Origin of the sequence: Pseudomonas xanthosomatis, assembly GCF_019139835.1 — a bacterium.
Lineage (GTDB): Bacteria > Pseudomonadota > Gammaproteobacteria > Pseudomonadales > Pseudomonadaceae > Aquipseudomonas > Aquipseudomonas fakonensis.
Genome location: NZ_CP077075.1, coordinates 5,742,179 through 5,767,256, shown reverse-complemented (window position 1 = coordinate 5,767,256; position 25,078 = coordinate 5,742,179). Strand labels below are relative to the sequence as shown.

The window sequence follows — 25,078 nt, the reverse complement described above, 5'->3', positions numbered from 1 at the left end:
AATTCGACTTATGGTCAAGGTGTCGTGCGTGCGCTATGGAACGACCTCAGACACCCATGCAGGATGAGTGTTTTAGCCGCCTGTTCAGGGCTGTTCGGGACACATCTGCCGCTTTTGCACATGCCAGACTGTTCATTTGCTCGCCACACTCTTGTGAAGTAGTGAAAACCGTTTTTTCACGCTCTTTTGGATACGTGAACCTCAAAAGGGGACTGCGCGATGGCAACCCGCAGGTTCATGCGAAGCGGAAGGCCGGAACAGCAGGCACGACAGCCAATGCAAGACCTGAGTGGAAGGCTCTCTGTGGGCGAAGCTTCGGAGGTGCCGGGGTCAATCGGCGAATGCGGGGCCCGATCAGGAGACGTCCTTATAATCGGGGGGAGATTATAACGAGGTCGCGGGCAGAAAGGTCGTTCTTCTTGGGTTTTTATTGCAGCGTTTGTCAGGCTAGCAGGGTGCGCAGCTGCCAACGGCGCCTTGCACGGGCGCAAACCCGGGCGCTGGCGGGCAGGGGGTGGCCCAGCCAGCCCAGGTGCGCTTCGCTGACCTGGACCCAGCCACTGGCGGCCGGCGGCTGGCTGCACTGGCGAAAGCCCAGGCAGATGCCGTCGCTGTCGAGGCGGGCGTAAGTGGCGTGGCGCGGGCGTTGCAGCAGGTTCCAGAACGAGCTCATGGCAGAGGGCTCCTGTTTAGATCGGGCTGGGGCAAGGATAACGGCCAGGCCATGAAACCATTGTGACAAGCGGCCCGGGCCGATGGCTGGCCTGTGGCGCGCTGGGTATACTGTGGGCCTTTGTCGCTTTTTCTGGAGAAACGCGCATGTTGCAACGTCTGTTGTTCGGTATGTTCGCGGTGGCCAGCCTGAGCCTGGCCGGTTGTGCCCACAGCCCGCAACAACTCAGCCCGCAGCCCAAGCTCACGCAACAGCTGGCGCCGGTCGGCCATGGCCAGCCGGTGGTGGTGAGGGTCGTCGATGGCCGGGCTTCGCAGTCGCTGGGCACCCGCGGTGGCATGTACCCTGAAACCAGCACCATCACCGTCAACGGCAACGATGTCGTGCCCAAGCTGCAGGCCCAGGCCGAGGCTGCGGTACGCCTGCTCGGCTTCACCCCGACGCCGAACGCCGGCAACGCGCCACAGCTGACCGTCACCCTGGCCGAGCTGAAGTACCAGTCGCCCAAGGACAAGATGTACGTGACCGAGGCCACCATCGGTGCCACCTTCCGTGCCGACGTGTCCAACGCCAACCGCCGTTACAGCGGCCGCTACGGCGCCTCGCTCGACCAGCGCTTCGGCATGGCGCCGAACCAGGAAACCAACACCAAGCTGGTGGGCGACGTGCTGAGCGATGCCCTGACCCGCCTGTTCAAGGACCCGACCATCGGTCAGGTGCTGGGCGAATAAGCGCTGCGCGGTAACGCAAAAAGCCCGCTGCCAGGGTGACTGGCAGCGGGCTTTTTTGTGGTGGCTGGTGTCGTGGTGCAGGGCCATACCCTGTGGGAGATGTACCGCCTGCACCGGCCTCATCACAGGCAGGCAATCGGGCCGCGTGTGCTCAGGCCGCCTGCACGTTAAAGTCCAGCAGGCTGATACCGGTCTGCATATCCACCTCGGGCAAGTCGTCATGGCTGTGCCCGCCCAAGGCGCAATACACCAGCCACTGGCGGTCCTGCACATTGATGGCGAAGCCGTCGATCAGTGCCTGTTGTTCGTCGCTTTGCGCCACGAGGTAGAGGCGGTCCTGGTTTTCGGCGTGCAGCATGTCTAGCTCCGGTCTGGTGAAGGCCGACAGGGTGGCCTGCCTTGATGAAGAGCGTATGACAGATGAAATTTAGTGACACTTGGTCGCAAAGATCGGGGGAGGGGTGGCGTGCTTGGGTAGAATGCCGGGCTTTGCAAAACCCGATACCGAGGTCGTGACGATGTCGTTGCAAGTGCTCATGGGCTTTCTGGCTGCCCATCCGGCCAAGCTGATCAACCTGCTGGCCCTGCTGATTACCTGCCCGGGCGGGCTGTTGCTGCATAGCGCCCGGCGGCGCGCGGCGATGACCCGCGAGAGCCTGGCAGTGGACGAAGGCTTGGTGGATGCCTTCGACATGCGGGTGCCGCGCTACTACTACATTCTCGGTTTTTCGTGCCTGGCGATGGCGCTGCTGCTGTCGTGGTTCAGTACCTGGGTTTGATACCGCTGGCTGAATGACCCTGTAGGAGCCGGCAAGTCGGCGCCTACAGGGGTAGCCCCCGGAGATCGCGCAATGGCGCGTATCAGGCGGACTGCGGCTGGCGCTTGACCTGGTACTGGTTGCGCACCGGCGTCGCGTATTGCTGCACCAGGTAGGGCTGCTGCTCCACCGGGCAGGCGTCCAGGCGGCGCTGCCATTCTTCGCGGGCCTTTTGCAGCTCTTCGGCCGGGAACACCTTCTCGGCGCTCGGCACCTGCAGTGCCTCATCCTTCTCAGCCCACATCGCATAGGCCAGGTAATGCACCGGGAACAACCGGTAGCCGCCGAGAATCTGCCGGTCGATGGCCTGGGCCAGCTGCTTGGTGTCCTCGTGGTACTCGGTCACGGGCCCCGCAAAGTTGATGTGCACCCGGCCTTTGTAGCCGGTGATGCCCTGGGCGATGCTGTTGTCGTCCTCGCCCGGCGCCTTGGTGTAGCTGCCGGTGGTGGCGCGGATGTACAGCTCGCGGGCCTTGGCCTGGTCGCACGGGTCGTACTCGTAGCTGATCGACACCGGGATCAGGTTCAGGCTCTGGATCACCGCGCCGAACGGCTCGTCCTTGCGGCTCATGTGGAACATCTTGAGGATCGCCGAATCGGTGCGGTCGTCACCGTCCTTGGCGCGGCCTTCGGCCTGGGCGATCCAGATCGAGGCGCCGTCGTTGCGGATCGAGTGGTTGATGTAGGCCGACAGCAACTGGTAAGCCGCCAGTTTTTCGCGCCGCCCGCTAATGGAGCGGTGCACGATGAAGCTCTTGTTCAGGCGCATCATGTCGCTGACGAAGGGCTTTTGCAGCAGGTTGTCGCCGATGGCGATGCGCGGGGTCGGCAGGCCGGCGTGGTACACCGCATAGTTGACGAACGCCGGGTCCATCACGATGTCGCGGTGGTTGGCCAGGAACAGGTAGGCGGTACCCGCCTTGAGCTGCTCGACGCCGGTATAGGTGACGCCGTCGGTGGCGCGGTCGATGGTCCGGTCGACGTAGTACTCGACCTTGTCCTGCAGGGTCGACACGCAAGTGACGCCAGCGAACTCCTGGCGCAGGCGCCGGGCGATCAGCGGTTTGAGCAGCCAGCCGAAGGCGCTCGCCGCACGCGGGAAGCGGAAGTGGGTGAGGATATCGAGGAATGCCGGGTCGCTGAGCAGGCGTGCCAGAACGGCAGGGACCTCAGCGTCGTCGTACGGTCGGATGGCATCGAATTCGCCCATCATGCTCTCTTGTTGGAAACGGCTAGGGTAATTAGGTAGGGACGGGGTCCGAAAAACGGCTCGGACACACACAGGCCCCGTAAACAGACCGGCAATTATACGCACAAGTCACCCCGGAGGCCGCGATGCTGGAAAGTGCGATCTACGATTGTCCTTATTGTGGTGAGCAAGTGGAAACCACGGTGGACCTGTCTGGCGGCGATCAGGACTACATCGAGGACTGCCAGGTGTGCTGCAAGCCTATCCGCTTCGTGCTGCAGGTGCATGGCGAGGAATGGATGCTCGATGTCTACGGCGAGAACGACTGATGCAACGAATCTACGACCCGGAAAACCTGCTGGAGGCGCAGATGCTGGTCGGCATGCTGGCCAGTGAAGGCATCGAGGTGCACCTGGTGGGGCGCGACCTGATGGGCGGCGTTGGTGAGTTGCCGATGCAGGGCCTTTTGGGCTTGGCGGTACCCGACGAGCAGGCCGGTTACGCACGCCAGCTGATCGATGCGTACAATGCCGCCCAGCCCCTTGCCGGCGACGAACCGGAAAGTTACCCCGGAACCCTGATCTGCTAGGTTTGAATTCGCCCATGTGTGGACGCTACGCCCTGTTTCGCTGGTCCCAGGCCTTTGCCGGCCTGCCGGGGTTCCCCCCGGGCCAGCAGCCCCAATGGAACATCTCCCCCGGCGCCTCGGTGCTGATCCAGCGCCAGCTCGACGGCGAGCGGCAGTTGGCCAGTGCCCGCTGGGGGCTGACCCCGGCCTGGCTCACTGACCTTTCGCGCACCCCGGCCCAGGCGCGGGCCGAAACCCTGGCCGAACAGCCGATGTTTCGTGATGCCTTCCGCCAGCGGCGTTGCCTGCTGCCGGCCAACGGTTTCTATGAATGGCGCGGCACTGCGCGCAAGCGGCCGTACTGGGTCACGCCGGGGGAGGGGGCTTCGCTGTTCTTTGCCGGGGTGTGGGAGGTTTACCCGGTGCAGGAGCAAGAATGGCTGAGCTGCGCGGTGATCACCCAGGCGGCGATGAACCAGCGCCGGCCGTTGATACTTGATGAGGCCGAGCAGGCCCTGTGGCTCGACCCCGAGACCCCGCTGGCGCGCCTGCACGAACTGCTGGCCAAGCCGCCGGCGACCCTGCGCGAGCGGGCACTGGCGTTGTTCGTCAACGACCCGAAACTCGACGGGCCGGAGTGTTTGACGCCGGCGTGAAGCGGGGCCCCCCTGTAGGAGCAACTGTCATGCTCAATTTTTAAAAGCCGGCTCGATTCTTGTGGGAAGCGGCCTTGCCGGGGCGCCGTCCGGTCGAGATTGGGCTGCGCAGCAGCCCCGGCGATTTTGCAGGGCGCCGATATTATGGGGGCGCTACGCGCCCCATCGCGACACAAGGCCGCTTCCCACAGGATTGCACAGAGCCTGAATCTGGCGCTCCTACAGGGGCCTGTGCCTTTACACCCTGAACTGATTGATCAACCGCCGCTGCTGCTCGGCCAGCTTGGTCAGCTCGGCGCTGGCCTGGCTTGACTCGTCGGCGCCGCCGGCCACCTCGCCAGCCACCTGGCCGATATTGATCACGTTGCGGTTGATGTCGTCGGCCACCGCGCTCTGCTGCTCGGCGGCGCTGGCGATCTGGGTGTTCATGTCGTTGATTACCGACACCGCCTGGGTGATGCTCTCCAGCGACTGCGCGGCGCGGCTGGCCTGCTGCACGCTGACATCGGTCTTGCCCTGGCTGTCCTCCATCACCTTGACCACCTCGCGGGTGCCCTGCTGCAGTTGCTGGATCATCTGCTGGATCTCGCCAGTGGCCTGCTGGGTCTTCTGCGCCAGGTTGCGCACCTCGTCGGCCACCACCGCAAAGCCGCGGCCCTGCTCGCCGGCCCGGGCCGCCTCGATGGCGGCGTTGAGCGCCAGCAGGTTGGTTTGCTCGGCGATGGCGCGGATGGCCACCAGGATGGCGTTGATGTTCTCGCTGTCGCGGGCCAGGTCCTGCACCACGGTAACCGCGCGGCCGATCTCGCTGGCCAGTGCGCCGATCGAGTGCGAGGTATCACGCACGATATCCAGGCCCTGGTTGGCGGCGCGGTCCGCTTCGCCGGCCGCCTGGGCGGCCTGGGTGGCATTGCGCGCCACATCCTGGGCGGTGGCGGTCATTTGTTGCACGGCGGTGGCCACCAGGTCGATCTCGGCCATTTGCTTGTGCACGCCCTGGTTGGTGCGAATGGCAATGTCGGCGGTGTGTTCCGACGAGTCGCTGACCTTCTGCACCGAGCCCACCACCTGGCTGATCATCGCCTGCAACTTGGCCAGGAAGGTGTTGAAGCCGTTGGCGATGGCGCCCAATTCGTCGGCGCGGTCGCTGTGCAGGCGGCGGGTCAGGTCGCCTTCGCCCTGGGCGATGTCGTCGAGCATCGCGACCATTTGGCGCAGCGGGCGGGCGATGCCGTGGGCCAGCAGCCAGATCACCAGCAGGCCAAGGGCGGCGATGCCAAGGCCCACCACGGTCATGCCGGCGATGTCGGTGCGGCGCTGTTCGCCAAGGTCTTGCTGCAACTGGTTGACGTCGGCCATCACCACGCTCAGCGGCAGCTCCAGCAGCAGGGTCCAGCGGGCGTCGGTGCCGGCGATACGGAACGGCAGGTACAGCTCGATGCGGCCCTTGCCGGGGTCGACCTTGTAGTGCAGATCTTCACCGCTCAGGCCCTTGAGGGTTGCGGCCTCTTCGCTGTCGAGCACGTCGCTGGCCTTTTCGCCGAACTTGGCCGGGTCGCGGGTATAGGCCACCAGGCGGCCATTGCTCGACACCAGGGCCAGTTCGCCGGCGCCGTCATACAGCTGGCGGTCGGCGGCGCTGAGCAGGTCCTGGATGAAGTTCACCGAAAGGTCCGCGCCGGCCATGCCCTGGAACTGGCCGTCGATCATGATCGGTTCGACGAACGAGGCGAGCATGACCATCTTGTCGCCCACCTTGTAGGGCGCCGGGTCGATCACGCAGGCCTTCTTCGATTCTTTGGGGCACAGGTAGTACTCGCTGGCGCGCACGCCGGTGGCCAGTACGGTGCGGTCGTTGACGTCGGCCAGCTTGTCCTGGCCCAGGCTGCCGTCGCCGTTGCGGAACCACCAGGGCAAAAAGCGCCCGCTGGCGCTGTCGATGCCCACCAGGTTGCTGCCCACATAACGGGCGTCGGCGTGGTCCAGTGCGTCGGGCTCCCAGCCCAGGTAGGCGCCGAGTACGCTCGGGTTGACCTCGACGGTGCGCTTGAGCTGGTTGATCAGTGACTGGCGGTCGACCTGCATCAGCGGCCGCCCATCGGCGCCCTGCATGCCGACCATGGCGTTGCCGGTGGCCAGGCTGCGGGCAATCGACAAAGGGGCTTCGAGGCCGCGCTGGATCTCGCTGACCTGGGTGCGGGCCAGGGCCGACAGGCGCTGTTCGATCACCGCCTCGAACTGCTGTTGGGTGCGTTGCTGCACAAGGGCCTGGGTGCGCTGGCTGGAATACACGGCGTAGAGCACCAGCGCTGCGACAATGCTCAGTACGACGGCGCCGGCCAGGGCCGCCACGGAAAACTGGATCGACTTGAACTTCATGAAAGGCTCCGCACGCAAGGGAGGTCGTGTGCTTGTGTTATCGGCGGGCTAATACCTAAGCATGAGAGCAGAGGCGCAAATCTTACCTGTGGCTCTGGCGGCAGAGGGCGTCAACGCCTAGGATACGCGGCACGTAAATAGGGAGTGTTTTCATGCGTAAGTCATTCGTTGTCAGCATGTTGAGCGCCAGCGTCCTGCTGGGCGGCTGCCAGGCGGTCAATACCACCAGCGGCGGCGCCGTTGGCGTCGAGCGCAAGCAGTACATGTTCAGCATGCTCTCGACCGATGAGGTCAACCAGATGTATGCCCAGTCGTACCAGCAGACCCTCGGTGAGGCGTCGAGCAAGGGCGTACTGGACAAGAACAGCAGCGATGCCAAGCGCGTGCAGGCCATCGCCGACCGCCTCATCGCCCAGGCTCCACAGTTCCGGCCGGATGCCGCGCAGTGGAAATGGGAAGTCAATGTGATCAAGAGTGACGAGCTCAATGCCAACTGCGGCCCGGGTGGCAAGATCATCGTCTACACCGGCCTGATCGATCAGCTCAAGCTCACCGATGCTGAAATTGCCGCGGTCATGGGCCACGAGATCGCCCACGCCCTGCGCGAGCATGGCCGTGAAGCGATGTCCAAGGCTTATGGCGTGGAAATGGCCCGTCAGGGCGCCGGTGCACTGTTCGGCCTGGGCCAGGACAGCATGGCGCTGGCCGATACCGTGGTGAACTACTCGATGACCCTGCCCAACAGCCGGGCCAACGAGAACGAAGCCGACCTGATCGGCCTGGAACTGTCGGCCCGTGCCGGCTACGACCCGAACGCCGCGATCACCCTGTGGAACAAGATGAGCAAGGCGTCCGAAGGCGCGCCGCCTGAGTTCATGAGCACCCACCCGGCCTCCAGCAGCCGTATCGCTTCGCTGCAGGCGGCCATTCCGAAGGTGATGCCGCTGTATCAGGCGGCCAAGAAGTAAGTCACTTCTGGCAGGGCTGCCTTGCAGCCCATCGCGGCACAAGACCGCTCCTACAAGGGACCGTACATTCCTGTAGGAGCGGCCTTGTGCCGCGAAAGGGCCGCACAGCGGCCCCCTTTCAAACGGTTAGCCTATCCAGCCGCTGGTCTTCATCGCCGAATACACGGCAACCACGGCCAGCACGAAGAACGCAGTCGCCGCCAGGCGACGGATCAGCGTCAGCGGCAGTTTGTCAGCGGCAAAATTACCCGCCAGTACCACCGGCACGTTGGCAATCAGCATGCCCAGGGTGGTACCGATGATCACCATGATCAGGTGCGGGTACTGGGCGGCCAGCATCACCGTGGCAACCTGGGTCTTGTCGCCGATCTCCGCCAAAAAGAACGCAATCAACGTGGTCAGGAACGGGCCGAAGCGCCGCGCCGGGTTCTCGTCATCGTCCATCTTGTCCGGCACCAGGGTCCACAACGCAGTGGCGGTGAAGCTCGCGGCCAGGACCCAGTGCAATACCGATTCGCTGAAGAAACCACCTACCCACGCTCCCACGGCGCCGGCTGCGGCATGGTTGGCCAGGGTGGCGGCGATGATGCCGGCAATGATCGGCCAGGGCTTGCGAAAACGTGCGGCAAGAATGAGTGCGAGCAGTTGCGTCTTGTCGCCGATTTCGGCGAGGGCAACGATGGCGGTGGGGACGAGCAGCGATTCCAGCATCAGGATTCCTACGGGGGCGGGTCGACACGGCTATGACACGTACAGCCTCCCCGCCCCGGGTAAGGTGTGCGTGTCATAGGTCTTGTCAAACCCAGGCCCGTCTGTGCGGACCGCGGGTCGTACGCGCCATGGCCTGTGGGCCAAGTATGTTGACGCGTACCGGGCGAGCAGGGCGCTCGCGGGAGACTACTCCCCTAGGACGGAGCGGATTCTGCCTACGCCCATGGCTTTAGGCAAGCGCTGTTTTTCAACCGCGCGTGGCGCGGTAAATGCGAAAACCCATGGCCTCGGCGCGGGTTTCGCAGTTGCCCAAGGCCTCCTGGATCAGTGGCTGGTAACGCAGGAAGCTGTTGGCGACAAGCCGCATTTCGCCACCTTTTCGCAGGTGTTGGCCGGACTTTTTCAGCAAGTTCTCCGCTGCCTGGTAGTGCGTGTGCACCCCGGTGTGGAACGGCGGGTTGCTCAGAATCAGGTCCAGGCCCTGGGGCGCGGCGTCGATGCCGTCACCGCTGATCACCTCGCCCTCCAGGCCGTTGGCGGCCAAAGTCAGGCGGCTGGCGGCCACGGCGAAGGCGTCCACGTCCAGCAGCGTCACCTGGCTTTGCGGGTAGCGGCGCTTGACCGTTGCCCCGAGCACGCCGGCGCCGCAACCGAAGTCCAGCACCTGGCCGACCGGCAGGCCGTCGAGGTGTTCCAGCAGCAGTGCGCTGCCCTTGTCCAGGCGGCCATGGCTGAACACCCCCGGCAGGCTGACCACCTGCAGCGGGCCGTCGGCCAGCGCCAGTTCGAAGCGTTCGGCCAGGCTTTCCAGCGGCTTGGCTTCAGGGGCGTTGTCCACTGTCACCTGCCACAGCTGGCAGTGCCGGGCGCTGTCGAGCTTGCGTGGCTTGCCGAAGGCTTGCAGTTGCTTGGCCGCGCCCTCGATGCCGCCGCGTTTTTCGCCCACCAGGTACAGGGTGCGCCCGGCCAGGCGCGAGGCCAGGGCGTTGAGCAGGTAGGCCGCCAGTTCGCGGGACTTGGGCAGAAACAGCACGGCGCTGTCGAAGGCCACGGCGGGCGCCTCGACGCCATGGTGGCAGCGGCCGGCAAAGCGGCCCTGCAGCAGCGCCTGGTCGCCGGCGTGCCAGGTCCAGGCGTGGGCCTGTGGCAGCTCGGCGAGCAGGCCGTCGGCGGGGGCTCCGGCGATCAGCAGCGGACCCTGGAACAGGTCCGCCTGGCGGAGCAACACTTCACTGCGCGGGTCCATGGACGACGCCTCCTGAAAAAAGTGGCGCAGTGTAGCAGAGCCCGGCCCGGGGCTCAGCTGACCACGCGGCGTGGCTGGCCTGCGAAAAAGGCCTGCACGTTCTCGGCCAGCTGGCCGACGATGCGCTGGCGCGACTCCACCGCGCCCCAGGCGCTGTGCGGGGTGATGATCAGGCGCGGGATATCTGCCGCCAGCAGCGGGTTGCCGTTGACCGGCGGCTCGACGCTGAGCACATCGGTGGCGGCGCCACCCAGGTGGCCGTTGCGCAGGGCGTCGGCCAGGGCCTGTTCGTCGATCAGGCCGCCACGGGCAGTGTTGACCACCAGCGCGCCCTTTTTCAGCAGAGCCAGTTCGCCGGCACCGATCATGTGCCGGGTATGTTCGTTGAGCGGGCAGTGCAGGGTCAGCGCATCGACCTGCGGCAGCAGTTCTTGCAGCGGCAGGCGATCGTCACGCGCCGGGCGCCCCGGGATCTGCCCGCTCAGCACGCGCATGCCGAAGGCTTCGGCCAGGCGCGCCACGGCGCCACCCAGCTCGCCATGGCCGAGCAGGCCGAGGGTCTTGCCTTGCAGTTCGACGATGGGGAAGTCCAGCAGGCAGAACTGGCTGGCCTTGGCCCACTGGCCGGCGGCCACGGCCTGGTTGTAGTCGCACAGGCGGGTGGCCAGGGCCAGCAGCAGGGCGATGGTGTGTTGGGCCACCGACGGCGTGCCGTAGCCCTGGCAGTTGCACGCGGTGATGCCCTGGGCGCGGGCGGCGGCCAGGTCGACATTGTTGGTGCCGGTGGCGGCCACCAGGATCAGCTTCAGCTGCGGGTTGGCCGCGAGCGCCGCGGCGTCGAGCATGACCTTGTTGCTGACCACCACGCTTGCCCCCTGCAACCGTTCGGCCACTTGCCCGGGGGCGGTGGCGGCGTACAGCTCGAATTGGTCGAACTGCTGACTGAGTGGCGACAGGTCGAGGTCACCGAGGTCGAGGGACTGGTGGTCGAGAAACACGGCGCGACGCAAACTGGGCATGGAGCTCTCCGGTGGTGGGGCGCAACGGATGGGGTGGGGCTTTCGCGGGCAAGCCCGCTCCTACAGGTATGGCGCAGGTTTCAAGGCTGGCGCTGTACCTGTGGGAGCGGGCTTGCCCGCGAAGAGGCCATCAGCCGCAGTGTCGAGCGCCAGGTCGCCTTGAGTCAACGCTTGCCACTCATACCTCACCCAGCCAAATCATTCCTTCGGCTGATTTGACCGGTGCGTCACCGTTCTACAGTAAGTATCTGAATTGTCCTGCCTGTTTTCGAGAAAAGGGATACTCCATGCTGCAGACGCGCATCATCAAGCCCGCCGAGGGCGCCTACCAATACCCTCTGCTGATCAAGCGCCTGCTGATGTCGGGCAGCCGTTACGAAAAAACCCGCGAAATCGTCTACCGCGACCAGGTCCGCCTGACTTATCCACAGCTGAACGAGCGCATCGCCCGGTTGGCCAACGTGCTGACCGAAGCCGGGGTGAAGGCTGGTGACACCGTGGCGGTGATGGACTGGGACAGCCACCGTTACCTCGAGTGCATGTTCGCCATCCCGATGATCGGCGCGGTGGTGCACACCATCAACGTGCGCCTGTCGCCCGAGCAGATCCTCTACACCATGAACCACGCCGAAGACCGCTTCGTGCTGGTCAACAGCGACTTCGTCGGCCTCTACCAGGCCATCGCCGGCCAATTGACCACGGTGGACAAGACCCTGCTGCTGACCGACGGGCCGGACAAATCCGCCGAGCTGCCCGGGCTGGTCGGCGAGTACGAGCAGTTGCTGGCCGCCGCCAGCCCGCACTACGATTTCCCGGACTTCGACGAAAACTCGGTGGCCACCACCTTCTACACCACCGGCACCACCGGCAACCCCAAGGGCGTGTACTTCACCCACCGCCAGCTGGTGCTGCACACCCTGGCCGAGGCCTCGGTCACCGGCAGCATCGACAGCGTGCGCCTGCTGGGCAGCAACGATGTGTACATGCCCATCACCCCGATGTTCCACGTGCATGCCTGGGGCATCCCCTATGCCGCTACCATGCTGGGCATGAAGCAGGTGTACCCGGGGCGCTACGAGCCGGACATGCTGGTGCGGCTGTGGCGCGAAGAAAAGGTCACTTTCTCGCACTGCGTGCCGACCATCCTGCAGATGTTGCTCAACTGCCCCAATGCGCAAGGCCAGGACTTCGGCGGTTGGAAGATCATCATCGGTGGCAGCGCGCTCAACCGCGCCCTTTACGAAGCGGCCCTGGCCCGCGGCATCCAGCTCACTGCGGCGTACGGCATGTCGGAAACCTGCCCGCTGATCAGCGCCGCGCACCTGAACGACGAACTGCAGGCCGGCAGCGAGGACGAGCGCGTCACCTACCGGATCAAGGCCGGCGTGCCGGTGCCACTGGTGGAGGCCGCCATCGTCGATGCCAACGGCAACTTCCTGCCCGCCAATGGCGAGGCCCAGGGCGAACTGGTACTGCGCGCACCGTGGCTCACCATGGGTTACTTCAACGAGCCGGAAAAAAGCGAGGAGCTGTGGCAGGGCGGCTGGCTGCACACCGGCGATGTGGCCACCCTCGACGGCATGGGTTTCATCGATATCCGCGACCGTATCAAGGATGTGATCAAGACCGGTGGCGAGTGGATCTCGTCGCTGGACCTCGAGGACCTGGTCAGCCGCCACCCGGCGGTGCGCGAAGTGGCGGTGGTCGGGGTGCCCGACCCGCAGTGGGGCGAGCGGCCGTTCGCCCTGGTGGTGCTGCGCGACGGCCAGGCCCTCGATGCGCGCGCGTTGAAAGAGCACCTCAAGCCGTTCGTCGAGCAGGGGCACATCAACAAGTGGGCGATTCCCAGCCAGATCGCCGTTGTTACTGAAATTCCCAAGACCAGCGTCGGCAAGCTCGACAAGAAGCGCATCCGCCTGGACATCAGCCAGTGGCAGGCCAGTAACAGCGCTTTCCTGTCCACCTTGTAACCGCACGCGGCCCATGCCATTCAGGTTGTGGGCCGCATGCCAGAGCGGTTGGAGCCTTGCCAAACGATTAAAATGGTCCATGCTTGAGCACGGTCGGCACCCAGGCGGGTTACCGATGTGTGTCACGGCCACGCAACACAAATCACACTTTAGAGGGATCAAGCGCCTGTGACCGCTGGCTATAGTCGGGTCAGGGGAATTTCAGGAATGGGGAGGCGACGCGCGGCATGCGCAGCGCCACGGGCAGGAGCCTGCGTCACCGGGCGCTCGAGCCGTTCTTGAAGGGACTCACTGCCATAACAATAAAGTACATGGAGTAGCGTCGATGACATCTGCAAACCCGTTCTGGCGCCGGGCACGTCTGCCTCTGGCCGTCAGCCTCGCTTCTACGCTTGCAAGCCCTGCTTTCGCTGTCAGCTTCAACATCGGGGAAATCGAAGGCCAGTTCGACTCGTCGCTCTCCATCGGCGCCAGTTGGTCGACCGCCAACCCCAACAAGAACCTCATCGGGGTCAACAACGGCGGCAAGGGGTTGTCGCAAACTTCCGACGACGGCCACCTGAACTTCAAGAAGGGCGAAACCTTCTCGAAGATCTTCAAGGGCATTCACGACCTCGAGCTCAAGTACGGCGACACTGGCGTGTTCGTGCGCGGCAAGTACTGGTACGACTTCGAGTTGAAGGACGAACACCGCGAGTTCAAGGACATCAGCGACTCCAACCGCAAGGAGGGCGCCAAGTCCTCGGGCGGGGAGATTCTCGACGCCTTCATCTACCACAACTACGCCATTGCCGACATGCCGGGTTCGGTGCGTTTCGGCAAGCAGGTGGTCAGCTGGGGTGAAAGCACCTTCATTGGCGGCGGTATCAACTCGATCAACCCGATCGACGTGTCGGCGTTTCGCCGCCCGGGCTCCGAGGTGAAGGAAGGCCTGATCCCGGTCAACATGTTCTATATCTCGCAGAGCATCACCGACAACCTGTCGGCCGAAGCCTTCTACCAGCTTGAGTGGGACCAGACAGTCGTCGACAACTGCGGCACGTTCTTCTCGCAGCCCGACATCATTGCCGATGGTTGCACCGATAACCTGCGGGTACTTTCCAGTGGCCGATCGCTCAATGCACTGCCTGCCCCAGTCCGTGGGTTGTTGGCTTTGAACGGCGTGAACTACAACGATGAAGGCGTGCTGGTTCGTCGCGGTGCCGATCGTGATGCGCGCGACAGTGGCCAGTTCGGCGTCGCGTTCCGCTATATGTTCGAGCCCTTGGATACGGAGTTCGGTGCCTACTTCATCAATTATCACAGCCGTGCACCAATCTTCAGTGCAACTGGCGCTTCGCAAGCGGTGTTCGACCGTATCGCACTGTTGCCGCCCAACCTTCAGGCGTTGATTGTCGCGGGCAATTCGCAGTATTTCGTCGAGTACCCGGAAGACATTCGTCTTTACGGCCTTAGCTTCTCCACAACGCTGCCAACCGGCACGGCCTGGAGCGGTGAGGTGAGTTATCGCCCCAACGCTCCCGTACAGTTGAACTCCACAGATATCCTGTTCGCCGGCGTGACACCGATCGACGCATATAACGATGCCTCCGTGCTCAAAGGTACTGCAGGGCAGGATCTGCACGGCTATAAACGCAAGGAAGTCACCCAGATCCAGACTACCTTCACCCACTTCTTCGATCAGGTCATGGGCGCCAGCCGGCTCACGCTGGTGGGTGAAGTCGGCCTCACTTACGTTGGCGGTCTCGAGAGCAACAGCAAGGCGCGTTATGGCCGTGACCCGGTGTACGGGCCAGGCGAACTGCCAAATGGCATGTGCCAAGCGCTCAACGGCACGACCATCGGCGGCTCCGGCCTGGGCAGTTCCACCGCCAACCTCTCGCGCAATTGCAACAGCGATGGTTTCACCACCAGCACCTCGTGGGGCTACCGCGCCCGCGCCATCTGGGAATACCCGGATGTATTCGCCGGGGTCAACCTCAAGCCAAGCGTGGCCTGGTCCCACGACGTCTCGGGCTACTCGCCTGGCCCTGGCGGCAACTTCGAGGAAGGCCGCAAAGCCGTGAGCCTGGGCCTGGACGCCGAGTACCAGAACACCTACACGGCGAGCCTGTCGTACACCAACTTCTTCGATGGCAAGTACACCACCGTGGACGATCGCGACTTCGTCGCCCTCAGCTTCGGCGTGAACTTCTAAGAACACTGACCCAGGACGACAACAACATGAAAATGACCACACGTCTGCTGCAGGCCGGGGTACTGGGCATGTCCCTGCTGGCCACCAGCGTCATGGCGGCGGTGTCCGCCGACGAGGCGGCCAAGCTGGGCTCGACCCTCACGCCGATGGGCGCAGAAAAGGCCGGCAACGCCGATGGCTCCATCGGCCCGTGGGAGCCACTATCCAAGTCGGCCGGCAGCGCCGACGCCAAAGGCTTCCTGTCCGACCCGTACGCCAGCGAGAAGCCGCTGTTCACCATCACCGCGCAGAACGCCGAGCAGTACAAGGACAAGCTCTCGCCTGGCCAGATGGCGATGCTCAAGCGCTACCCGGACAGCTACAAACTCCCGGTGTACAAGACCCACCGCGGCTCCACGGTGCCTGACGATGTGTTCGCCGCCATCAAGGAAAACGCCACCAAGACCACTCTGGTCGAAGGCGGCAACGGCCTGAACAATTTCCGCACCGCGGTGCCGTTCCCGATTCCCAAGGACGGCCTCGAGGTGATCTGGAACCACATCACCCGCTACCGCGGTGGCAGCGTTTCGCGCCTGGTCACCCAGGCCACACCGCAGCCGAACGGCTCCTACAGCCTGGTGTACTTCAGCGACAAGTTCGTGTTCCGCGACAAGATGAAGGACTACGACTCGAACAACCCGGGCAACGTGCTGTTCTACTTCATGCAGGAAGTGACCGCGCCGTCGCGTCTGGCCGGTACCGTGCTGCTGGTGCACGAGACCCTCGACCAGGTCAAGGAACCGCGCAAGGCCTGGATCTACAACGCCGGCCAGCGCCGTGTGCGCCAGGCGCCGCAAGTGTCGTACGACGGCCCGGGTACCGCCGCCGACGGCCTGCGTACCTCCGACAACCTCGACATGTTCAACGGTGCGCCAGACCGCTACGACTGGAAGCTCGAAGGCAAGAAGGAGCTGTACATCGCCTCCAACGCCTTCAAGCTCGATGACCCGAAGCTCAAGTACGCCGACATCATCAAGGCCGGCCACATCAACCAGGACCTGGCACGCTACGAGTTGCGTCGCGTATGGCATGTGGTCGCCACGCTCAAGCCGGGCCAGCGGCACATCTACGCCAAGCGTGACTTCTACATCGACGAGGACACCTGGCAAGCGGCCGTGATCGACCAGTACGACGGGCGCAACCAGCTGTGGCGGGTGTCCGAGGCGCATGCCCAGCCGTACTACGACAAGCAAGTGCCGTGGTACACCCTCGAGTCCATCTACGACCTGCAATCGGGCCGTTACCTGGCACTGGGCATGAAAAACGAAGAGAAGCGCGCCTACGACTTTGGTTTCACCGCCAGCAAGGCAGACTTCCAGCCTGCCGCACTGCGTCAGAGTGGCATCAAATGAGTTAAGTGCTGCACCCTCCTTGTAAACTCCCAGAACGCCCCGGCTTGCCGGGGCGTTTCTGTTTATCCAAGGCAAGCTCTCACAAAGGCGCGCAACTTTTCGAGCTGGCGCTGTACCTGGACTGCCCCCAAGAAGTTGGACAAAAAATCCAACCCTTGGGGGACCTATGAGCAAATACACAGAGCAGTTCAAGCTCACAGCCATCTCAGCGTACCTGGATGGCAATAATGGCTTCCGCAAGGTGGCCCAGCTTTTCGGTGTCGACTACAGCTTGCTACGCCGGTGGGTTTCAAGCCATCAGAGCAAGTTCAGCCTTTCTCCGCGCTCTAACGGGCAGCGCTATGACGACGACTTCAAGCGGCAGGTGCTGAGCTTTATGCACGAGCATCGTCTTTCCATGCGTCAAACCGCAGCGCATTTTGGCCTCGCCCAATCGTCGCAGATAGGCAATTGGCAGCGGCAGTACTACAGTGGTGGCCTTGTAGCTCCTGTAGACCGCCAGAAAAAGCCGATCAAAGTGCCGAAGAAGATCAAACCAGCAAAACCCACAGATACCGACGACTCGCAAAAGCCCCGAGACCAGCTGTTGGCGGAGCTCGAATACCTGCGGATGGAGAATGCTGTCTTAAAGGAGCTCAAGGCTTTGCGGGAGGAAAAGGAACGAATACCAGGCAAAAAGTCCTGATCGCTTCCAAGCTCAAGCCTAGGTTCCCTTTGCCTGATCTGCTGCGGCTGATCGGGCTGGCTCGCAGCACCTTTTACTATCAGGTGCAGAGCCAGCAGAAGCCGGACAAGCATGCCGAGCTAAAAGAGAAGATTCAGCAGGTCTATCACAAAGAGAAAGGGCGCTACGGCTATCGACGCGTTGCACTCGTGATCAGGAAAGGTGGGGTGCTGGTCAACAAGAAGGTCATCGAGAAGCTGATGGTTACCCTGGGTCTGAAATCACTGGTGCGGCCCAAAAAATATAAGTCGTACCGAGGTACTGTTGGCAAGATAGCGACGAATCTGCTGGAGCGAAATTTCGTCGCCCAGCGTCCTAACCAGAAATGGGTGAGTGACGTAACCGAGTTCAAGGTGGCTCAACAGAAGCTCTACCTTTCGCCAGTGATGGATTTGTACAACGGGGAAATCATCGCCTACGAGACGGCTACTCGCCCTCAGTACAGCCTGGTTGGAAACATGCTCGACAAGGCGCTCAAGACCTTGGGAGAGAAGCCCAGGCTAGTGCTCCACACCGACCAGGGGTGGCAGTACCAGCAGGCTCAGTATCGCCACACGCTCCGCAGTCGCGGCGTGAAACAGAGCATGTCTCGCAAAGGCAATTGCCTGGACAATGCAGCTATGGAAAGCTTCTTCGGCACGCTCAAGTCAGAGTTTTTCTACCTCAAGCGTTTCGAGAGTATTGATGAATTGAAAGCGGGCTTGGATGAGTACATTCACTACTACAACCATGACCGCATCAAGCTACGGCTTAATGGCCTGAGCCCTGTCGATTACAGGACCCAGGCGGCAGCTTAAAACTGTCCAACTTTTGGGGGGCAGTCCAACCTGTGGGAGCAACTGTCTTGTGCTGCCTGAATCGGCCTCATCGCCGGCAAGCCGGCTCCTACAGGTACGGCGCTGGCCTGAAGCTTATGCAATCCTTGTGGGAGCGGGCTTGCCCGCGAATGGCTGCAAAGCAGCCCATTTGTTGCGCTAACTGACTGGCAGCAGAGCATGGGCTGGTTTATGGGCCATCATTGGCTTGGCTGATATCGGTCTGGGTTGTCTTTTTTTGTCGTAGTCTTTTTTGCGCAAATCGCGCCCATCATCTTCAAATGCACACGCTTTGCCGCTAGTCTCGCAAAAATCCGTTTTGCCGAAGTCTTCCCAACAGAACGAGCCGGCCATGACAGACCTGTCCCGCATACATGGAGTCGCCAGCCAGGCACTGGGCCTGTTGGACGGGCGTTTCTTCCGGCCGCCGTTGCCGCAAGCCCATGTCCCGCGGGACCGCCTGTGCCAGCGCCTGAGTGCAGGCCTGGCGGGGCGCCTGTTACTGGTCAACGCCCCGGCAGGCTTCGGCAAAAGCTCGTTGGCCATCGAGTTCTGCCAGGGGTTGCCCGGGCACTGGCGCAGCCTCTGGCTGGGCCTCAGCCAGCGCGACGCCGACCCCGGGCGTTTTCTCGAGCGCCTGCTCGAAGGCCTGCAGCAGTTTTGCCCGGCCCTGGGCGGCCAGGCGCTGGGGCTGTTGAAAATGCGCCAGCGCCATCAACCCTTCGCCTTCGAAGAATGGCTCGATGGGCTGCTCGACGAGCTGGCGCTGTACCTGCAACCCGACACCCCCTTGCTGCTGGTGCTGGACGACTACCACCTGGCCCAGGGCCCGGTGCTCGACCGCTGCCTGCAGTTCTTCCTCAACCACCTGCCCGCCGGGCTGGTGCTGTTGGTCACCAGCCGCCAGCGCCCCGACTGGCACCTGGCGCGCTTGCGCCTGTCGCGCCAATTGTTCGAACTCAACGAGCAGGACCTGCGCCTGACCCCTGAAGAGTCATTGGCGGTGATTGGCCGCCAGCCCACCGGCCTGCGTGGCCAGGCGCTGGACAACCTGATCCAGCGCAGCGACGGCTGGGTGGCCGGCTTGCGCTTCTGGCAGCTGGCGGCCAGCGAATCGGGTGACGACGGCGCGCTGCCCCAGGCCCTGCATGGGGGCGAAGGGCTGATCCGCGACTACCTGCTCGAAGAGGTCATCGACATTCTGCCGGCCACCGTGCAGGCGTTTCTCTACGACACCGCCTGCCAGGAGCGTTTTTGCGCTGAACTGTGTGACGCCGTGCGCGAGCGTGACGACAGCGCCGAGGTGCTGCGTTACCTGCAGGCTCACCAGGTGTTCCTGGTGCCGCTCGACGAGCACGGTCGCTGGTTCCGCTATCACCATCTGTTCTCCGACCTGCTGCGCAGCCGCCAGGCCAGCGGGCCCCTGGCCAGCCAGCACCTGCGCGCCAGCCGCTGGTTCGAGAGCCAGGGGCTGCTGGATGAAGCGGTAGAGCAGGCCTTGCGCGCAGGTCACCTGGATGTAGCGGCGGACCTGGTGCAGAGCTTGTCCGAAGAACAACTGCTGGCCGAGCAGAACGTCGGCATGTTGCTGCGCTGGAAAATGGACTTGCCCGACAGCCTGCTGATCAGCACCCCGCGCCTGATCGTGCTGTACAGCTGGGCCCTGGGCTTGGCTTGCCAGCTGGATGCAGCCGAAGAGCTCGCCGGCTACCTGAGCCGCTTCCTGCCGGCGCCATCGGCCACGGCCCAGCGCTCGATGCTGGCGCAATGGCTGGCCCTGAGCGGCATCATCGCCAGGGGCCGTGGTGACCGCCAGCGCACCTTCAGCTATTGCAGCGAAGCCCTGCAAAGCCTGCCCTGCAAGCGTTACGGGCAACGCCTGGTGTGCCTGTCGACGCTGTCCAACCTGGCCATCGCCGATGGCGATTTCTGGCGTGCCCGGGGCTGGAACCGCGAAGCCCTGGAGCTGGCCCAGCGGGTTGGCAACCCACTGTTCGAGGCGCTGGCCCATTACGACCGGGCCCGGGTGCTGCACGCCCGTGGCGAGGTGCTCAGGGCGCTGGATGAAGTACGTCAGGGCCTGCAGCGCCTGCAGGGGCTGTCGGGCCAGCGGCTGTATGCGGTGCGTGCCCGGCTCACGCTCTACGAGGGCTACCTGCTGGCCACACGGCTGCAGCCGGCACAAGCGCGTACGCGCCTGCGCGCCGGGCTTAGCGAGGCACGCGCCTGCCGGGATATCAGCGTGCTCATCGGCCACTGCGTAATCGCCACCCTGGACGGGCGCGAAGGGCGCTTTGCCGAGGCTTTCTCGGAACTGGCCGAGGCCGAACGGCTGATGCATATCTGGGATGTGCCGCCGATTTTCTATTTGGCCATGATCACCTTGGTGAAGTGCGAGTTGTGGCTGGCCCAGGGCCGTACCGACCTCGCCGAATCCTGGCTGCTGCGCCTGGGGCAGACCTACGGCGGCGAGCAACCGGCCGCAGCCCCCGAATTCCACCCATTGCTGCCGCTGCACATCGAACTGCAACGGGCGCTGCTGGAGCAGGTGCTCGAGCGCCCGGCGGACGCCGAGGCACGCCTGCATTCACTGGCCGTCCGGGGGCAGGCCAGTGGCGGCATGGCGCTGGCCATCTGTGCGATGTGCCAGTCGGTCGGGCTGTTGCTGGCTCAGGGGCGTGAAAGTGATGCGGTGAAACTGCTGGCGCAGGCCGTGGAGGCGGCGCAAGGTGGCGCGTTGCAAGCGTTCCAGCGGCTTATCGAAATACACCCGCAGTGGTTGCGCGAGCAACTCGCCGTGCGCGTGCCGTGTGCGGTCCAGGCCGAGCTGCTGGCGCGCCTGCCCGAAGCCGCGCAAACCAGCAGCAGCCCCACTGAGTCGCTCAGCGGCCGCGAGCTGGCGGTACTCGAACTTATCGCCCAGGGTTGCTCCAACCAGCAGATCAGCGAACGGCTGTTCATTTCGCTGCACACGGTCAAGACCCACGCCAGCCATATCAACAGCAAGCTGGGCGTGGAGCGCCGCACGCAAGCCGTAGCCCGGGCCAAGGCCCTGGGTTTGCTGGCGTAGTGGCGTTTTGCCCGCTAACATAGCGGGCTGCTGAGCGCTCATCTTTCCCGGCTCGCTGCCGATACACAATTCGGCGGCATGCGTCGCCGCGCGCCACTTTTTCCCCATTATTCCAATACAGGCCGTCTTGATGCTGCAGTACGGGCAAAAAAGCTTTCTGATCGTCGACGACTTCACCGATTTTCGTACGTCGACCCGCTCCATGCTGCGTGAGCTGGGCGTGCGCGACGTCGACACCGCCGACAGCGGCGAGCAGGCGCTGCGTATGTGCGGGCAGAAGCGCTACGACTTCATCCTTCAGGACTTCCACCTGGGTGACGGCAAGAAGAACGGCCAGCAGGTGCTCGAGGACCTGATCCTCGACAAGCTGATCAGCCATGAATGTGTGTTCATCATGGTCACCGCCGAGAGCAGCCAGGCCATCGTGCTCAGCGCCATCGAGCACGAGCCGGACGCCTATCTCACCAAGCCGTTCAACCGTGTCGGCCTGGCCCAGCGCCTTGAAAAACTGGTACAGCGCAAGACCCTGCTCAAACCGATTCTGCAGGCGCTGGACCGTGGCCAGCCGGCCCAGGTGCTCGCCGCCTGCGCCGAGCTGTGCAAGAAAGACCCACGCTTCGCCCCGCTGTGCCTGCGCTACCGCGCCGACGCGTTGCGCGACCTGAACCGTTTCGACGAGCTGGAAAAGTTCCTGAAGGGCATTCTTGCCAGCCGCCCGCAGCCATGGGTGTATGCGGCGCTGGGCAACCTGCTGCACAAGCGCGGCCAGCATGCCCAGGCCCAGGGCGTGTTCGAGCAGGCGCTCAAGGCCTTCCCGATCATGCCCAGCCTGTATGACGGCATGGCCGACGTGCTGGTGGCCCAGGGCGAGTCGCGCCGCGCCCAGCACATGCTTGAAGAAGCCGTGCGCCTGTCGCCGCTGGCTGTACGCCGGCAGGCGGCGCTGGGCAAGCTGGCGCTGGAGAACGCCGACTTCGAAACCGCTTCCAAGGCTTACCGGCACTCGGTCAACCAAGGGCAGAGCTCGCGCTACAAAGATGCCGAAAGCAACCTGGGCCTGGCCCAGGCGCTGATGAACAAGAACGCAGGCTTTGGCCTGGATGCGCGTACCCGGGTTGAAATCAACACCGTGCTCAGCGAAGTGGCCAAGGAGCATGTCGAGGATCAGGGCCTGCAGGTGCGTGCGCGGCTGATGAAGGCCGCCAGCCTGCAGCAGGCCGGTGACCCGGACACCGCAGCCAAGCTCACCGAGCAGGCCATGCAGCGGCTTGAGAAAATGGACCAGTTCTTCTCGGTGGAAGCGGCGCTGACCGTGGCCAAACAGCTGCAGCAGCTTGGCCAGGATGCGGCGGGCACCTCCATCCTGAAAGGCTGCGTGGAAACCTACGGCGATGACCCAAAAGTCATGCAGAGCGTGGCCAAGCTTACCGACGACCCCACCGTGCTGGGCGCGGTGACCGAGGCGGTCGACCTCAACCGCCAGGGCGTGCGCAGCTACCAGGGCGGCCAGCTCAGCGAAGCGCTGGGCATGTTCCGCAAGGCGCTGTCGCTGCAACCGAAAAACATCAGTATCGCCCTCAATACCGCCCAGGCCTTGTTGCGTATTGGCGGTGAAACTCCGCCGCCGGCACTGCTGCAGGAGTGCCGCGACTGCCTCACCAGCGTGGCTGGTATTCCGGCCAGCGACAACCGCTACGAGCGCTACCGCAAGCTGCACGTACGGGTGTTCGGCGCATGACCCAGGGCAACCAGGGGCTGGACTTTTCCACGGTGATCGCCTCCACCGTGCACGACCTGAAAAACTCGCTGTCGGCGTTGATCCAGGCCCACAACCAGTGGCTGGCGCGCCTGCCAGAGGAACTTCAGGGTGGCGCCGAGCAGGGCATCATGGAGCATGAGTTCAGACACCTGAACGGCATGCTGGTGCAGCTGCTGGGCCTGTACAAACTGGGCGTCAACCAGCTGCCGGTGTGCCCCGACTACCATGAGCTGGATGACTTCATCGAAGCCCAGCTGGCGGCCCACCAGGAAGTGCTCAAGCACCGCGACATCCTCGCGACCTGGCGCATCGACACCGACAACCCGCTGGGTTTCTTCGACCGCGAGCTGGTCGCCTCGGTGGTGGCCAACGTGCTCACCAACGCCATCCGCTACGCCGGCCACGCCCTGCTGATCAGCATCGAGGAGCAGGGCGAGCAACTGGTCATCAGCGTCAACGACGATGGTGCCGGTTATCCACAGCGCATGCTCGAGCGCCAGAGCGACTACGTGCAGGGCATCGACCAGCAAAGCGGCAGCACCGGCCTGGGCCTGTACTTCGCCGCGCGCATCGCTGCGCTGCATGAACGCAACGGGGTGCGCGGGCGGATCGAGATCGCCAATGGCGGTGCGCTGGGGGGCGGGTTGTTCAGGTTGTATTTGCCTTGAATCAATGGTGAGGTCTTCAACGACTTCACTGGTTGCTTCTGCAGTTAAGCTGTTTCCCAGGGTGATGTAGGAGGCGTCCTTATCGTCTCCGGTGGGCTATCCGTGGCCGGCCATGACTGACAAATGTAGATACGTAGTTTCTACATTTCACTTGCCATGGCTGGGAGGGTTCCTACTATGTATCTACCTTGGGAGATACTTATGCAGATCAAGATACAGCAGTGGGGCAACAGTGCCGCCATACGTCTTCCGGCAGCAGTCCTCAAGCAGATCGGCCTTGAGGTGGGCTCAACCCTCAGTCTCGACACGGCTGGCGAAACCCTGGTTCTCAAACCAGTCAGGCCCAAGCCCAAGTACACCCTGGAAGAGCTCATGGCGCAATGTGACCTCAGTGCGCCAGAGCCTGAGGATATGGCCGATTGGAATGCCATGCGCCCAGTGGGGCGTGAGGTGTGAGGCGCGGTACGTTCGCCAGGGGCGATATCGTCAGGGTCAACCTCGACCCTGCTGTCGGTCGGGAGCAACAGGGCGGTGGCCGTCCAGCGTTGGTTCTGACTCCAGGGGCGTTCAACACTTCAGGGCTTGCGGTCATTGCTCCGATATCCCAAGGCGGGGATTTCGCGAGGCATGCGGGGTTTGCCGTCACTTTGAGTGGCGCAGGTACGCAGACGCAGGGCGTAATGTTGTGCAACCAGATCCGCACCGTTGACCTGGAAGCCAGAAACGCCAAACGCATCGAGTCCGTTCCCGAGGCTGTCATCCTGGATGCCCTTGCGCGTGTCCAGACACTTTTCGAATGATGGGTAGCTTCAATGGAAAACATTTCGGTATCGCTCATCCGCGAAACCTTCCCCGTCGGCCCTCTGCAGTGCAACTGCACCCTGATCGGCGACCCGCTCAGCAAGAAGGCCATCGTCGTCGACCCGGGCGGTGACGAGCAGAAGATCCTCGCCCGCCTGCAGCACCACGGCCTGACCCTGGTGAGCATCATCCACACCCACGCGCACTTCGATCATTTCCTCGCCTCGGGCCGGCTCAAGGAACTGACCGGCGCCACCTTGCACCTGCACAAGGCCGACCAGCCGCTGTGGGACAACCTCGAGATGCAATGCCAGATGTTCGGTGTGCCTTATACGCCGGTCCCTGCGCCGGACCGCTGGCTGGGCGACGACGAGGCGCTGGCCTGCGGCTGCGGCGTGGCGCTGCACACTCCAGGGCACACGCCGGGTTCGATGAGCTTCTGGTTCGCCGAGCACAAGCTGCTGATCGCCGGTGACACCCTGTTCCGACGTGGCGTTGGGCGTACCGATTTGTGGGGTGGCGATCAGCGGGCTATCGTTCGTTCCATCAAGGAGCGGCTGTACCGGCTGGATGAAGAAGCCATCGTGGTGACCGGCCATGGCCCGGACACCCGCCTCGGCGACGAGATGCGCGAGAACCCGTTCGTGCGTGCGTGAAGTTTCATGGAATTTTTGCGCGCAGGTGTAATCCAAGCCACGGCATAGATCCGTATGTGATCCGCTGCA

At 63.6% G+C, this 25,078-nt stretch carries 23 protein-coding genes, 1 pseudogene and 1 riboswitch; of the genes and pseudogenes, 16 read left to right on the top strand and 8 right to left on the bottom strand.

Annotated elements, in window-relative coordinates:
• Positions 1 to 442: 442 nt before the first annotated feature.
• Positions 443 to 673, bottom strand: coding sequence for a hypothetical protein (locus KSS93_RS25450; RefSeq protein ID WP_217886495.1), 231 nt, complete (start codon positions 671 to 673; stop codon positions 443 to 445).
• 146 nt (positions 674 to 819) lie between these two features.
• On the opposite strand from KSS93_RS25450, the gene KSS93_RS25445 reads away from it, so the two are divergent.
• Positions 820 to 1,404 (top strand): YajG family lipoprotein, encoded by a 585-nt coding sequence (locus KSS93_RS25445; protein WP_217886494.1) that lies wholly within the window; start codon positions 820 to 822, stop codon positions 1,402 to 1,404.
• Between the two features lie 151 nt (positions 1,405 to 1,555).
• Here the strand turns inward: KSS93_RS25445 and KSS93_RS25440 are convergent, their stop codons facing one another.
• Positions 1,556 to 1,762, bottom strand: a complete 207-nt coding sequence (locus KSS93_RS25440) for a hypothetical protein (protein ID WP_217886493.1) — start codon at positions 1,760 to 1,762, stop codon at positions 1,556 to 1,558.
• 160 nt (positions 1,763 to 1,922) lie between these two features.
• On the opposite strand from KSS93_RS25440, the gene KSS93_RS25435 reads away from it, so the two are divergent.
• Positions 1,923 to 2,183, top strand: a complete 261-nt coding sequence (locus KSS93_RS25435; protein ID WP_217840326.1) for a hypothetical protein — start codon at positions 1,923 to 1,925, stop codon at positions 2,181 to 2,183.
• 82 nt (positions 2,184 to 2,265) lie between these two features.
• Here the strand turns inward: KSS93_RS25435 and KSS93_RS25430 are convergent, their stop codons facing one another.
• A complete protein-coding gene (locus KSS93_RS25430) occupies positions 2,266 to 3,432 on the bottom strand; it encodes a 1-acyl-sn-glycerol-3-phosphate acyltransferase (protein ID WP_217886492.1) in 1,167 nt (388 codons plus the stop codon).
• A 125-nt stretch (positions 3,433 to 3,557) separates the two neighbouring features.
• Here KSS93_RS25430 and KSS93_RS25425 point away from each other — a divergent pair, with 125 nt between their 5' ends.
• From KSS93_RS25425 to KSS93_RS25415, 3 genes are read left to right on the top strand one after another with little or no spacing between them, the layout of a single operon-like run.
• A complete protein-coding gene (locus tag KSS93_RS25425; protein WP_217886491.1) occupies positions 3,558 to 3,740 on the top strand; it encodes a CPXCG motif-containing cysteine-rich protein in 183 nt (60 codons plus the stop codon).
• Positions 3,740 to 4,000 (top strand): putative signal transducing protein, encoded by a 261-nt coding sequence (locus tag KSS93_RS25420; RefSeq protein WP_217840324.1) that lies wholly within the window; start codon positions 3,740 to 3,742, stop codon positions 3,998 to 4,000. The genes KSS93_RS25425 and KSS93_RS25420 overlap by 1 nt, the downstream gene beginning before the upstream one ends.
• A 14-nt stretch (positions 4,001 to 4,014) precedes the next feature.
• Positions 4,015 to 4,635 carry an SOS response-associated peptidase gene (locus KSS93_RS25415; protein ID WP_217840323.1) on the top strand — a complete coding sequence of 207 codons (621 nt, stop codon included), beginning with the start codon at positions 4,015 to 4,017 and terminating at the stop codon, positions 4,633 to 4,635.
• Positions 4,636 to 4,872: 237 nt separating this feature from the next.
• Here KSS93_RS25415 and KSS93_RS27075 read toward each other — a convergent pair whose 3' ends face one another.
• Both KSS93_RS27075 and KSS93_RS27070 read right to left on the bottom strand, forming a co-directional pair.
• Complete coding sequence (locus KSS93_RS27075) at positions 4,873 to 5,616, bottom strand: methyl-accepting chemotaxis protein (RefSeq protein WP_369992284.1); 744 nt, start codon at positions 5,614 to 5,616, stop codon at positions 4,873 to 4,875.
• 111 nt (positions 5,617 to 5,727) lie between these two features.
• Positions 5,728 to 5,931 (bottom strand): annotated as a pseudogene (locus KSS93_RS27070) (HAMP domain-containing protein); the annotation flags it as partial.
• 1,235 nt (positions 5,932 to 7,166) lie between these two features.
• Between KSS93_RS27070 and KSS93_RS25405 the strand changes: the two are divergent.
• Positions 7,167 to 7,982: a M48 family metallopeptidase gene (locus KSS93_RS25405; RefSeq protein WP_217840321.1), complete on the top strand. Its 816-nt coding sequence runs from the start codon at positions 7,167 to 7,169 to the stop codon at positions 7,980 to 7,982.
• 126 nt (positions 7,983 to 8,108) lie between these two features.
• Here KSS93_RS25405 and KSS93_RS25400 read toward each other — a convergent pair whose 3' ends face one another.
• The 3 genes from KSS93_RS25400 to KSS93_RS25390 all read right to left on the bottom strand — a co-directional run bounded on the left by KSS93_RS25400 (position 8,109) and on the right by KSS93_RS25390 (position 10,958).
• A complete protein-coding gene (locus tag KSS93_RS25400; protein ID WP_217888805.1) occupies positions 8,109 to 8,690 on the bottom strand; it encodes a TMEM165/GDT1 family protein in 582 nt (193 codons plus the stop codon).
• Between the two features lie 90 nt (positions 8,691 to 8,780).
• A riboswitch (yybP-ykoY riboswitch) is annotated at positions 8,781 to 8,900 on the bottom strand.
• A gap of 40 nt (positions 8,901 to 8,940) precedes the next feature.
• Complete coding sequence (locus KSS93_RS25395; protein ID WP_217886489.1) at positions 8,941 to 9,939, bottom strand: methyltransferase; 999 nt, start codon at positions 9,937 to 9,939, stop codon at positions 8,941 to 8,943.
• A gap of 53 nt (positions 9,940 to 9,992) precedes the next feature.
• Entirely contained in the window at positions 9,993 to 10,958 is a 966-nt protein-coding gene (locus tag KSS93_RS25390; protein WP_217886488.1) for a 2-hydroxyacid dehydrogenase, read from the bottom strand.
• A gap of 287 nt (positions 10,959 to 11,245) precedes the next feature.
• Between KSS93_RS25390 and KSS93_RS25385 the strand changes: the two genes are divergently transcribed.
• From KSS93_RS25385 to KSS93_RS25340, 10 genes are all read left to right on the top strand, one after another.
• Positions 11,246 to 12,928 carry a fatty acid--CoA ligase gene (locus KSS93_RS25385; protein ID WP_217886487.1) on the top strand — a complete coding sequence of 561 codons (1,683 nt, stop codon included), beginning with the start codon at positions 11,246 to 11,248 and terminating at the stop codon, positions 12,926 to 12,928.
• 325 nt (positions 12,929 to 13,253) lie between these two features.
• Positions 13,254 to 15,125: a DUF1302 domain-containing protein gene (locus KSS93_RS25380; RefSeq protein ID WP_217886486.1), complete on the top strand. Its 1,872-nt coding sequence runs from the start codon at positions 13,254 to 13,256 to the stop codon at positions 15,123 to 15,125.
• 26 nt (positions 15,126 to 15,151) lie between these two features.
• Positions 15,152 to 16,516 (top strand): DUF1329 domain-containing protein, encoded by a 1,365-nt coding sequence (locus tag KSS93_RS25375; protein ID WP_217886485.1) that lies wholly within the window; start codon positions 15,152 to 15,154, stop codon positions 16,514 to 16,516.
• Positions 16,517 to 16,682: 166 nt separating this feature from the next.
• Positions 16,683 to 18,037, top strand: a protein-coding gene (locus tag KSS93_RS25370; protein ID WP_217885837.1) for an IS3 family transposase whose coding sequence is annotated in 2 segments (ribosomal slippage) — positions 16,683 to 17,153 and positions 17,156 to 18,037 — 1,353 coding nt in all. Because the reading frame shifts where the segments join, the coding sequence is not laid out codon by codon here.
• A 370-nt stretch (positions 18,038 to 18,407) separates the two neighbouring features.
• Entirely contained in the window at positions 18,408 to 21,125 is a 2,718-nt protein-coding gene (locus KSS93_RS25365) for a winged helix-turn-helix domain-containing protein (protein WP_217886484.1), read from the top strand.
• Positions 21,126 to 21,255: 130 nt separating this feature from the next.
• Entirely contained in the window at positions 21,256 to 22,863 is a 1,608-nt protein-coding gene (locus KSS93_RS25360; protein WP_217886483.1) for a tetratricopeptide repeat-containing response regulator, read from the top strand.
• Complete coding sequence (locus KSS93_RS25355; protein ID WP_217886482.1) at positions 22,860 to 23,552, top strand: sensor histidine kinase; 693 nt, start codon at positions 22,860 to 22,862, stop codon at positions 23,550 to 23,552. Before KSS93_RS25360 ends, KSS93_RS25355 begins: the two co-directional genes overlap by 4 nt.
• A gap of 177 nt (positions 23,553 to 23,729) precedes the next feature.
• Positions 23,730 to 24,008 carry an AbrB/MazE/SpoVT family DNA-binding domain-containing protein gene (locus KSS93_RS25350; RefSeq protein WP_217886481.1) on the top strand — a complete coding sequence of 93 codons (279 nt, stop codon included), beginning with the start codon at positions 23,730 to 23,732 and terminating at the stop codon, positions 24,006 to 24,008.
• Positions 24,005 to 24,352, top strand: coding sequence for a type II toxin-antitoxin system ChpB family toxin (locus tag KSS93_RS25345; protein ID WP_217886480.1), 348 nt, complete (start codon positions 24,005 to 24,007; stop codon positions 24,350 to 24,352). Before KSS93_RS25350 ends, KSS93_RS25345 begins: the two co-directional genes overlap by 4 nt.
• Before the next feature lie 12 nt (positions 24,353 to 24,364).
• On the top strand, positions 24,365 to 25,009 hold the full coding sequence (locus KSS93_RS25340) for an MBL fold metallo-hydrolase (protein ID WP_217886479.1): 645 nt from the start codon (positions 24,365 to 24,367) through the stop codon (positions 25,007 to 25,009).
• Positions 25,010 to 25,078 lie beyond the last annotated feature (69 nt).

Coding starts and splice junctions, on each gene's coding strand:
- KSS93_RS27075 (WP_369992284.1), bottom strand. CDS start 5,616: ATGGCCGAGATCGACCTGGTGGCCACCGCCGTGCAACAAATGACCGCC.
- KSS93_RS25420 (WP_217840324.1), top strand. CDS start 3,740: ATGCAACGAATCTACGACCCGGAAAACCTGCTGGAGGCGCAGATGCTG.
- KSS93_RS25380 (WP_217886486.1), top strand. CDS start 13,254: ATGACATCTGCAAACCCGTTCTGGCGCCGGGCACGTCTGCCTCTGGCC.
- KSS93_RS25425 (WP_217886491.1), top strand. CDS start 3,558: ATGCTGGAAAGTGCGATCTACGATTGTCCTTATTGTGGTGAGCAAGTG.
- KSS93_RS25395 (WP_217886489.1), bottom strand. CDS start 9,939: ATGGACCCGCGCAGTGAAGTGTTGCTCCGCCAGGCGGACCTGTTCCAG.
- KSS93_RS25440 (WP_217886493.1), bottom strand. CDS start 1,762: ATGCTGCACGCCGAAAACCAGGACCGCCTCTACCTCGTGGCGCAAAGC.
- KSS93_RS25350 (WP_217886481.1), top strand. CDS start 23,730: ATGTATCTACCTTGGGAGATACTTATGCAGATCAAGATACAGCAGTGG.
- KSS93_RS25365 (WP_217886484.1), top strand. CDS start 18,408: ATGACAGACCTGTCCCGCATACATGGAGTCGCCAGCCAGGCACTGGGC.
- KSS93_RS25430 (WP_217886492.1), bottom strand. CDS start 3,432: ATGGGCGAATTCGATGCCATCCGACCGTACGACGACGCTGAGGTCCCT.
- KSS93_RS25415 (WP_217840323.1), top strand. CDS start 4,015: ATGTGTGGACGCTACGCCCTGTTTCGCTGGTCCCAGGCCTTTGCCGGC.
- KSS93_RS25435 (WP_217840326.1), top strand. CDS start 1,923: ATGTCGTTGCAAGTGCTCATGGGCTTTCTGGCTGCCCATCCGGCCAAG.
- KSS93_RS25360 (WP_217886483.1), top strand. CDS start 21,256: ATGCTGCAGTACGGGCAAAAAAGCTTTCTGATCGTCGACGACTTCACC.
- KSS93_RS25445 (WP_217886494.1), top strand. CDS start 820: ATGTTGCAACGTCTGTTGTTCGGTATGTTCGCGGTGGCCAGCCTGAGC.
- KSS93_RS25390 (WP_217886488.1), bottom strand. CDS start 10,958: ATGCCCAGTTTGCGTCGCGCCGTGTTTCTCGACCACCAGTCCCTCGAC.
- KSS93_RS25340 (WP_217886479.1), top strand. CDS start 24,365: ATGGAAAACATTTCGGTATCGCTCATCCGCGAAACCTTCCCCGTCGGC.
- KSS93_RS25355 (WP_217886482.1), top strand. CDS start 22,860: ATGACCCAGGGCAACCAGGGGCTGGACTTTTCCACGGTGATCGCCTCC.
- KSS93_RS25385 (WP_217886487.1), top strand. CDS start 11,246: ATGCTGCAGACGCGCATCATCAAGCCCGCCGAGGGCGCCTACCAATAC.
- KSS93_RS25405 (WP_217840321.1), top strand. CDS start 7,167: ATGCGTAAGTCATTCGTTGTCAGCATGTTGAGCGCCAGCGTCCTGCTG.
- KSS93_RS25375 (WP_217886485.1), top strand. CDS start 15,152: ATGAAAATGACCACACGTCTGCTGCAGGCCGGGGTACTGGGCATGTCC.
- KSS93_RS25450 (WP_217886495.1), bottom strand. CDS start 673: ATGAGCTCGTTCTGGAACCTGCTGCAACGCCCGCGCCACGCCACTTAC.